The organism is Streptomyces sp. NPDC047014, assembly GCF_040644195.1.
In the GTDB taxonomy this organism is placed as follows: Bacteria; Actinomycetota; Actinomycetes; order Streptomycetales; family Streptomycetaceae; genus Streptomyces.
This window is the reverse complement of sequence record NZ_JBEYVX010000159.1, coordinates 1-7,009: the sequence shown is the minus strand read 5'-3', so window position 1 is coordinate 7,009 and position 7,009 is coordinate 1. Positions and strand designations below refer to the sequence as shown.

The window sequence follows — 7,009 nt, the reverse complement described above, 5'->3', positions numbered from 1 at the left end:
ACAGTGTCGGAGAGCGCGTCGAAGTCGACCAGTCCGGTGTCCTCAAGGACCGTGACGCGCCGCGCACGAGGAGCAGGGCCTCACGGCCGCGCGGGGCCGCCGCCGGGCCGCGCTGCTGGAGGTCGCGGACGCCGCCGTCGCCTTCAACGCGGCCTCGGAACTCGCCGTACGGGGGCGGCGTGCGCGGATTCCCGGCGGGGTCGACGCCATCCGCTTCTGGTACGCCGACCGCAGCGCGCCGCAGCTGTGGTGGCACCGGCTGGCCGCCCATGTCGGGCCCCGCTCGGTGTACTTCCAGAACGCCGTCCGGATCGCCCTCGCGCTCGGCGCCGCGCGCACCCTCGCCGGGGTGGAGTCCCTGCCGCACGGCTTCTGGGCCATGCTGGCCGTCCTCAGCCTGACCCGGACCACGGCCGCGCAGACGAAGGCGACGGTCCGGCTGGCGCTCGCGGGCACCCTGCTCGGGGCCCTGCTGGCGGCGGGGGTCCTGGCGCTGGTGGGTGGGCGCACCACCGTCTACGCCGTGGTGCTGCCGCTGGTCATGGTGGTCGCGTTCCGGGTGGGGCCGGTGCGGGGCGTGGGCTGGGCCCAGGGGATGTTCACCCTGGTGGTGTCCTTCGTCTTCGCGCAGCTGGCGCCCGTCACCTGGCGGCTGGCCGAGGTCCGGATCATGGACGTGATCATCGGCAGCATGATCGGCGTGGTCTTCGGGCTGCTGGCCTGGCCGCGCGGGGCGCAGGCGGAGCTGCACCGGGCGGTGGCCCTGCTGCTGCGGCGCGAGGCCGAGACGGTGGAGCGGACCACCGCTGCGGTGGTCGCGGGTGAGCCGGGGGCCACCCCGGACGACCGGGAGCTGCAGCGCGCGCTCTCCCTCGCGGAGAGCGCGTACGCCCAGCGCCAGAGCGAGCCGCGGGCGCCGGTGGCGGGCGCGCCGGACTGGCAGGCGGCCATGATGACGGGCCACCACGTGCTGTGGGGCTCGCGCCGGCTGCTGGCCCGCTCGGGCCCGGTCCTGGACCCGGTCCACCGGGACCGCCTGGGCGGCCGGACGGCCGCGCTGGCCGCGGACATGTTCGCCGCGTCCGAGCGCGCCGCCGCCCAGATCCCGCCGCCCCCCGCCGGCTCCGGGGATCCCGCCCGCTCCGGGCCGTCCGCCGACTCCGGGCCGTCCGCCGGCTCCGGGCCGTCCGCCGACTCCGGGCCGTCCGCCCCCGACGGCGAGGACGCGGCCGCGGGCGAGGTCTACCCCGACACCGCCGAGAGCGCGGCCCCCTCGCGGTACTTCGGGGCCCTCGCCTGGCTCGAATCGCTCGCCGTGGACGTGGAGCGGGTGCTCGCGCCCTGCCGGGCCGCCGCACCGGATCCGGCGCCACGAACATAGTTGCACGAGACGTCTCGTCTCGTTATGGTCGTGGCATGACCTCAGCCGCGCCCGCGCAGCCCGCGCACATCGCCATGTTCTCCATCGCCGCCCACGGCCACGTGAACCCGAGCATCGAAGTGATCCGCGAGCTCGTGGCCCGCGGCCACCGCGTCAGCTACGCCATCCCCGCCGCCTTCGCCGACAAGGTCGCCGCGACCGGCGCCACCCCCGTCGTCTACACCTCCACTCTCCCCACCGACGAGGACCCGGAGGCATGGGGGACCGAACTCATCGACAACCTGGAGCCCTTCCTCGACGACGCCGTCCAGGCGCTCCCGCAGCTCGCCGCCGCCTTCGAGGGAGACGAACCGGACCTCGTCCTCCACGACATCACCTCCTACCCGGCCCCCGTCCTCGCCCACCGCTGGGGCGTCCCCGCCGTCTCGCTCTCCCCGAACCTCGTCGCCTGGGAGGGGTACGAGCAGGAGGTGGCCGAGCCGATGTTCGCCCCGCTCAAGGCGTCCGAGCGCGGCCGGGCGTACTACGCGAGATTCGCCGCCTGGCTTACCGGGAACGGCCTCAGCGGTGACGTCGACCGCTTCCAGGGCAGGCCGCGCCGCAGCCTCGTCCTGATCCCCCGGGCCCTCCAGCCGCACGCCGACCGCGTGGACGGGGCCGTCCACACCTTCGTCGGCGCCTGCCAGGGGGACCGCGGCGCCGACCAGGGCGGCTGGACCAGGCCCGCGCACGCCGAGGGCAAGAAGGTCGTCCTCGTCTCCCTCGGCTCCACCTTCACCAAGCAGCCCGCCTTCTACCGCGCCTGCGTGGACGCCTTCGCGGAGCTGCCCGACTGGCACCTCGTCCTCCAGATCGGCGCCCACACCGACGAGGCCGAGCTCGGCGCCGTCCCCGCCCATGTCGAGGTCCACCGCTGGGTCCCGCAGCTGGACATCCTGCGCCAGGCCGACGCCTTCATCACCCACGCCGGCGCCGGCGGCAGCCAGGAAGGGCTGGCCACCGGCACGCCGATGGTCGCCGTACCGCAGGCCGTCGACCAGTTCGGCAACGCCGACATGCTGGTCTCGCTGGGCGTCGCCCGGCACGTGCCCATGGCCGAGGCCGACGCGGCCACCCTCCGCGAGGCCGTGCTCGCCCTCACCGCCGACCCGGAGGTGGCCTCCCGCGCGCGGGAGATACGTACCCGGATGGCGGCCGAGGGCGGCACCCGGCAGGCCGCGGACCTCATCGAGGCCGAGCTGCTGTCGTAGCCGGGGCCTAAGGTGCCGGCATGACGAAGAAGGCGACCACACCGCATGTGACGGAACCGAAGACGGCCGCGTACGCCGCCCTGCTGCGCGGGATCAACGTCGGAGGCAGCCGGAAGGTCCCGATGGCCGAACTGCGCGCCGTACTGGAAGGGCTCGGGCACCGCGAGGTCCGTACGTACCTCCAGAGCGGGAACGCCGTCTTCACCAGCGAGGCGGCCGCGGACCCGGCGGCCCTCGCCCGGGAGCTGGAGACGGCCGTCGAGGCCCACTTCGGCTTCCGGGTCCCCTGCCTGGTGGCCGGCCACGCCTACCTCCGGGCCGTCGCCGACGCCTGCCCCTTCCCCGCAGCCGAGCTGGAGGGCAAGCAGCTCCACGCCACCTTCTGCTCCCGGCAGCCCGAGCCGGAGCGCTTCGCCGCCCTCGACCCGGCGGCCTTCCTGCCCGAGGAGTACCGCGTCGGGGACCGCGTCCTCTACCTCCACACCCCTGACGGCCTCGGCCGCTCCAAACTGGCCGAGGCGCTGGCGAGGCCCGCCGTCGTCAAGGGCATCGACATGACCACCCGCAACTGGAACACGGTCACGAAGCTCGTCGAACTGACCGCACCCACGCACCAGTAGCACCCATCCCGCCCCCCGGGGCCACGGGCGGCCCGGGATGTGCCAGGCTCTGCGGCATGCGGTACATCATCATCGGCGCGGGCGCCGTGGGCGCCACCATCGGCGGACGGCTCGCGGAGGCGGGCGGCGAGGTCGTGCTCGTCGCGCGCGGCGCACACGCGGAGGCCCTGCGGGCCGAGGGGCTGCGGCTCACCACGGCCGACGGGCCCCGGACCCACCGGCTGCCCGTGGTCACCGGACCGGAGGAGGCGGGCGCCCTGCGCCCCGACGACGTGCTGGTGCTCGCCGTGAAGACCCAGGACGCCGTCGCCGCGCTCGACGCCTGGGGTGACGCCGAGGTCGCGGGCGGCGGCACGGCCGCCCAGCGGCTGCCCGTGCTGTGCGCGCAGAACGGCGTCGAGAGCGAACGCCTCGCCCTACGGCGCTTCGCGCGCGTGTACGGGGTGTGCGTCTGGCTGCCCTCCACCTTCCTGGAGCCGGGCGTGGTCTCCGCGCTGTGCGCCCCGCTGACCGGCATCCTGCACCTCGGCCGCGCCGCGGGCGGGGCGGACGCGCTCGCCCGCGCCGTCGCGGCGGACCTCGGCCGGGCCGGCTTCGAGGCGCCGGTGGTGGAGGACGTCATGCGGTGGAAGTACGCCAAGCTGCTGGGCAACCTCGGCAACGCCCTCCAGGCCACGACCGGGCCCGAGCCGGATCCGGCGAAGGCGGCCCTGCTGCTGCGGGCCGTCCGCGAGGCGAAGGCCGCCTTCGTTGCCGCGGGCATCCCCTACGCCTCGGACGCCGAGCAGGCGCTCGCCCGCGACGGCAAGGTCGAGCAGCCGGCCGGGGTACGGGGCGGCTCCTCCTGGCAGAGCCTGGCGCGCGGCACCGGTTCGGTGGAGGCGGACTACCTCAACGGGGAGATCTCCCTGCTGGGGCGGCTGCACGGGGTGCCGACGCCGGTCAACGACGTGCTCCGGCACGCCGCGAACATCTTCGCCCGGGAAGGGCTGCCGCCGGGCGCCATGTCCATCGCGGACCTGACGGCCCTGGCCGACGAGGCGGCGGCCCGCGCCTGAGCGCTCCCGCCGCGCACTCCGCGCGTCCTCAGGCCGTCAGGGCCCGGAGGCGGGCGGGGGAGGCGGCCGCCGCGTCGTAGCGGCGCAGCAGCAGCGCGGCCAGTTCCGGGGCCGCGCCCAGGACATCGGCCACCACGTCCGCGCCCGCGGCTTCGGCGCCCGCCACGATGCGGTCGGGGAGCCGGCCGGGGGCGATGACGTACGGGGCCACCGCCACCCGGGCGAAGCCCTCGGCGCGCAGGGCCCGTACGGCGTCCTCCGTACGGGGCAGCGAGGCGGAGGCGAACGCAGGCCGCACGGCGCACCAGCCGGTGTGCCGCCACTCCCGCGCGATTTCAGCGATCACTGCGATCGCCTCCGGGTCCGTGGAACCGGCGGACGCGAGCACCACCGCGGTGGTGGCGCGGTCCGCCGGGGTGATGCCGGCTTCGGCGAGCCGGCGTTCGAGGGCCGCGAGGAGCAGCGGGGACGGGCCGAGCACGTCCGCCACCGACACCGAGAGGCCCGGCAGCCGCGGCAGCGCCTCCGACAGCACCGCCGGGACATCGGCCTTCGCGTGGAAGGCCCGGGTCAGCAGCAGCGGCAGGGCCACCACCTCGCGCACGCCCTCCGCGTACAGGGCGGACAGCACCTGCTCCACCCGCGGGGCGTTGAAGTCCAGGTAGGCCGTCTCCACGCGCAGGCCGGGCCGCAGCGCCCGCGCCCGCCGGGTCAGGGCGTGCACGGTCGCCGCGTGCCGCGGGTCGCGACTGCCGTGGGCGATGACGAGCAGGGTCGGGGACATGCCGGTCAGCTCTTCACCAGCAGGCCGCGGGTGCGCAGGACGTAGCGCTCCAGCGGGCTGAAGATCAGCAGGTCGATGGCGATGCCGACGACGAGGATCAGGATGATCGCGAGGAACACGCCCGGCAGGTCGATGTTGTTGCGGCCGTTCTCCAGCAACTGGCCCAGGCCCAGGCCCAGATCCGGCGAGGAGGCGATGATCTCGGCGGCCATCAGCGAGCGCCAGGAGAAGGCCCAGCCCTGCTTGAGCCCCGCCAGGTAGCCGGGCAGCGCGGCCGGCATCACGATGTGCCGGGCACCGCGCAGGCCGGTGGCGCCCAGGGTGCGGCCCGCCCGCAGGAACAGCGGGGGGACCTGGTCGATGCCGGAGACGAGTCCGTTCGCGATGGACGGTACGGCGCCCAGCAGGATGACCGTGAACATCATGGCGTCGTTCAGGCCGAACCACAGCACGGCCGGCGGCACCCACGCCACCGACGGCAGCGACTGCAGACCCTGGAGGATCGGGCCGATCGCGGCGCGTACGAACTTCACGCGCGCGACGAGCAGACCCAGCGGGGTGCCGATGGCCAGGGCCAGGAGGAAGCCGAGCAGACCGCGGGAGACGCTGGTCCAGACGACCTCCAGCAGGGTGCCCTGGAGCCACATCGCGGCCAGGCTGTCCCACACCGCGGACGGCGCGGGCAGCTTGGTCTCCTCGGTGACCTTCGCCGAGACCAGGATCTGCCAGACGGCCAGGACCAGGCCGATGGCCAGGAACGGCGGCAGCACCTTCTTGACCAGGACCTCGCGGACCGGCGTACGGCGGATCTCCACCGCGTCGAGGGCGTCGAGCCCCGCCTCCAGACCGGCCAGGTCCTCGGACTTCGCCTTCGTGTCAGTGCTGGCCATGGCGGCGGATCTCCCCACGCAGGTGTTCAGTGATCTCAAGGGACAGCTCGGCGACGTCCGCGTCCTCGATGCGGCGCGGCTGCGGGATGTCCACGGTCCATTCCTTCGCCACCCGGCCGGGGCGGGAGGAGAGCAGGACCACGCGCTGGGCCAGGCGGACGGCCTCGCGCACGTTGTGGGTGACGAACAGCACGGACAGGTTCGTCTCCTCCCAGATCCGGGTCAGCTCGCCGTGCAGCACGTCCCGGGTGATGGCGTCGAGCGCCGCGAACGGCTCGTCCATCAGCAGCAGCTGGCTGTCCTGGGCGAGCGCGCGGGCCAGGGCCACGCGCTGGCGCATACCGCCGGACAGCTCGTGCACCCGCTTGCCGTAGGCGCCGCCGAGGCGGACCAGCTCCAGCAGCCGTTCGGCCTCCGGCCTGCGGTCGGCCTTCGCCACGCCGCGCAGCCGCAGGGCGAGCTCGATGTTCTTGCCCGCGGTCAGCCACGGGAAGAGGGCGTGCTCCTGGAACATCAGCGCCGGGCGGCCGCCGGGGGTCTCGATGGCGCCCGCGGACGGCTTGTCCAGGCCCGCCACCAGGTTCAGCAGGGTGGACTTGCCACACCCCGAGGCCCCCAGGATGGTGACGAACTCCCCGGGAGCGACATCGAGGCTGATGTCGTCCAGGACGAGCTGCGATCCGGCCGGGCCGGAGAAGGACTTCGAGACGTGCTCGATCCGTGCGGCGTGCGCGTGCTCCGCCACGGAGCCCTCGGCAGCCTTGGCAAATGTGGTGGCCATGGTCGTCACCTCCTGGGATTGCTGGACTTGGGGTTACTTGGTGGCGAGGCCGGCGTCGGGGACTTCGGGCTTGCCGGCTTCCTTGAGGACCTTGTTGAGGAGGGTGAGGTCGTAGATGCCGGTGAGTTCGGGCTGTTCGATGAGCTTGGCCTTGACGGCGTAGTCGGCCTGGGCCTTGAGGGTGGCGGCGAGGGGGTCGTCGGTGACGAGGATGCTCTGCCAGGCGGGGTCGAGGATCTTGGCGT

Annotated in this window: 7 protein-coding genes and 1 pseudogene; 4 read left to right on the top strand and 4 right to left on the bottom strand. The window is 74.4% G+C overall.

The annotated features are described in order from the left end of the window. Positions 1-286: 286 nt before the first annotated feature. From ABZ873_RS33655 to ABZ873_RS33640, 4 genes are read left to right on the top strand one after another with little or no spacing between them, the layout of a single operon-like run. Positions 287-1,381, top strand: coding sequence for an FUSC family protein (locus tag ABZ873_RS33655; RefSeq protein WP_360880508.1), 1,095 nt, complete (start codon positions 287-289; stop codon positions 1,379-1,381). 35 nt (positions 1,382-1,416) lie between these two features. Further along, on the top strand, positions 1,417-2,631 hold the full coding sequence (gene mgt, locus ABZ873_RS33650; protein ID WP_360880505.1) for a macrolide-inactivating glycosyltransferase: 1,215 nt from the start codon (positions 1,417-1,419) through the stop codon (positions 2,629-2,631). 20 nt (positions 2,632-2,651) lie between these two features. After that, positions 2,652-3,251 carry a DUF1697 domain-containing protein gene (locus ABZ873_RS33645; RefSeq protein ID WP_360880502.1) on the top strand — a complete coding sequence of 200 codons (600 nt, stop codon included), beginning with the start codon at positions 2,652-2,654 and terminating at the stop codon, positions 3,249-3,251. A gap of 56 nt (positions 3,252-3,307) precedes the next feature. Then, the gene (locus tag ABZ873_RS33640) at positions 3,308-4,309 is read left to right on the top strand and encodes a 2-dehydropantoate 2-reductase N-terminal domain-containing protein (RefSeq protein ID WP_360880499.1); all 1,002 of its coding nucleotides are present in this window, start codon (positions 3,308-3,310) and stop codon (positions 4,307-4,309) included. A gap of 28 nt (positions 4,310-4,337) precedes the next feature. Here ABZ873_RS33640 and ABZ873_RS33635 read toward each other — a convergent pair whose 3' ends face one another. The 4 genes and pseudogenes from ABZ873_RS33635 to ABZ873_RS33620 form a co-directional block, all read right to left on the bottom strand. Next, entirely contained in the window at positions 4,338-5,093 is a 756-nt protein-coding gene (locus tag ABZ873_RS33635) for a CbiX/SirB N-terminal domain-containing protein (protein WP_360880496.1), read from the bottom strand. 5 nt (positions 5,094-5,098) lie between these two features. Continuing rightward, positions 5,099-5,983, bottom strand: a complete 885-nt coding sequence (locus ABZ873_RS33630) for an ABC transporter permease (RefSeq protein ID WP_360880493.1) — start codon at positions 5,981-5,983, stop codon at positions 5,099-5,101. Next, complete coding sequence (locus tag ABZ873_RS33625) at positions 5,970-6,764, bottom strand: ABC transporter ATP-binding protein (RefSeq protein ID WP_360880490.1); 795 nt, start codon at positions 6,762-6,764, stop codon at positions 5,970-5,972. Before ABZ873_RS33625 ends, ABZ873_RS33630 begins: the two co-directional genes overlap by 14 nt. Before the next feature lie 33 nt (positions 6,765-6,797). After that, a pseudogene (locus ABZ873_RS33620) lies at positions 6,798-7,009 on the bottom strand (sulfate ABC transporter substrate-binding protein); the annotation flags it as partial.

Coding starts and splice junctions, on each gene's coding strand:
- mgt (WP_360880505.1), top strand. CDS start 1,417: ATGACCTCAGCCGCGCCCGCGCAGCCCGCGCACATCGCCATGTTCTCC.
- ABZ873_RS33645 (WP_360880502.1), top strand. CDS start 2,652: ATGACGAAGAAGGCGACCACACCGCATGTGACGGAACCGAAGACGGCC.
- ABZ873_RS33640 (WP_360880499.1), top strand. CDS start 3,308: ATGCGGTACATCATCATCGGCGCGGGCGCCGTGGGCGCCACCATCGGC.
- ABZ873_RS33635 (WP_360880496.1), bottom strand. CDS start 5,093: ATGTCCCCGACCCTGCTCGTCATCGCCCACGGCAGTCGCGACCCGCGG.
- ABZ873_RS33630 (WP_360880493.1), bottom strand. CDS start 5,983: ATGGCCAGCACTGACACGAAGGCGAAGTCCGAGGACCTGGCCGGTCTG.
- ABZ873_RS33625 (WP_360880490.1), bottom strand. CDS start 6,764: ATGGCCACCACATTTGCCAAGGCTGCCGAGGGCTCCGTGGCGGAGCAC.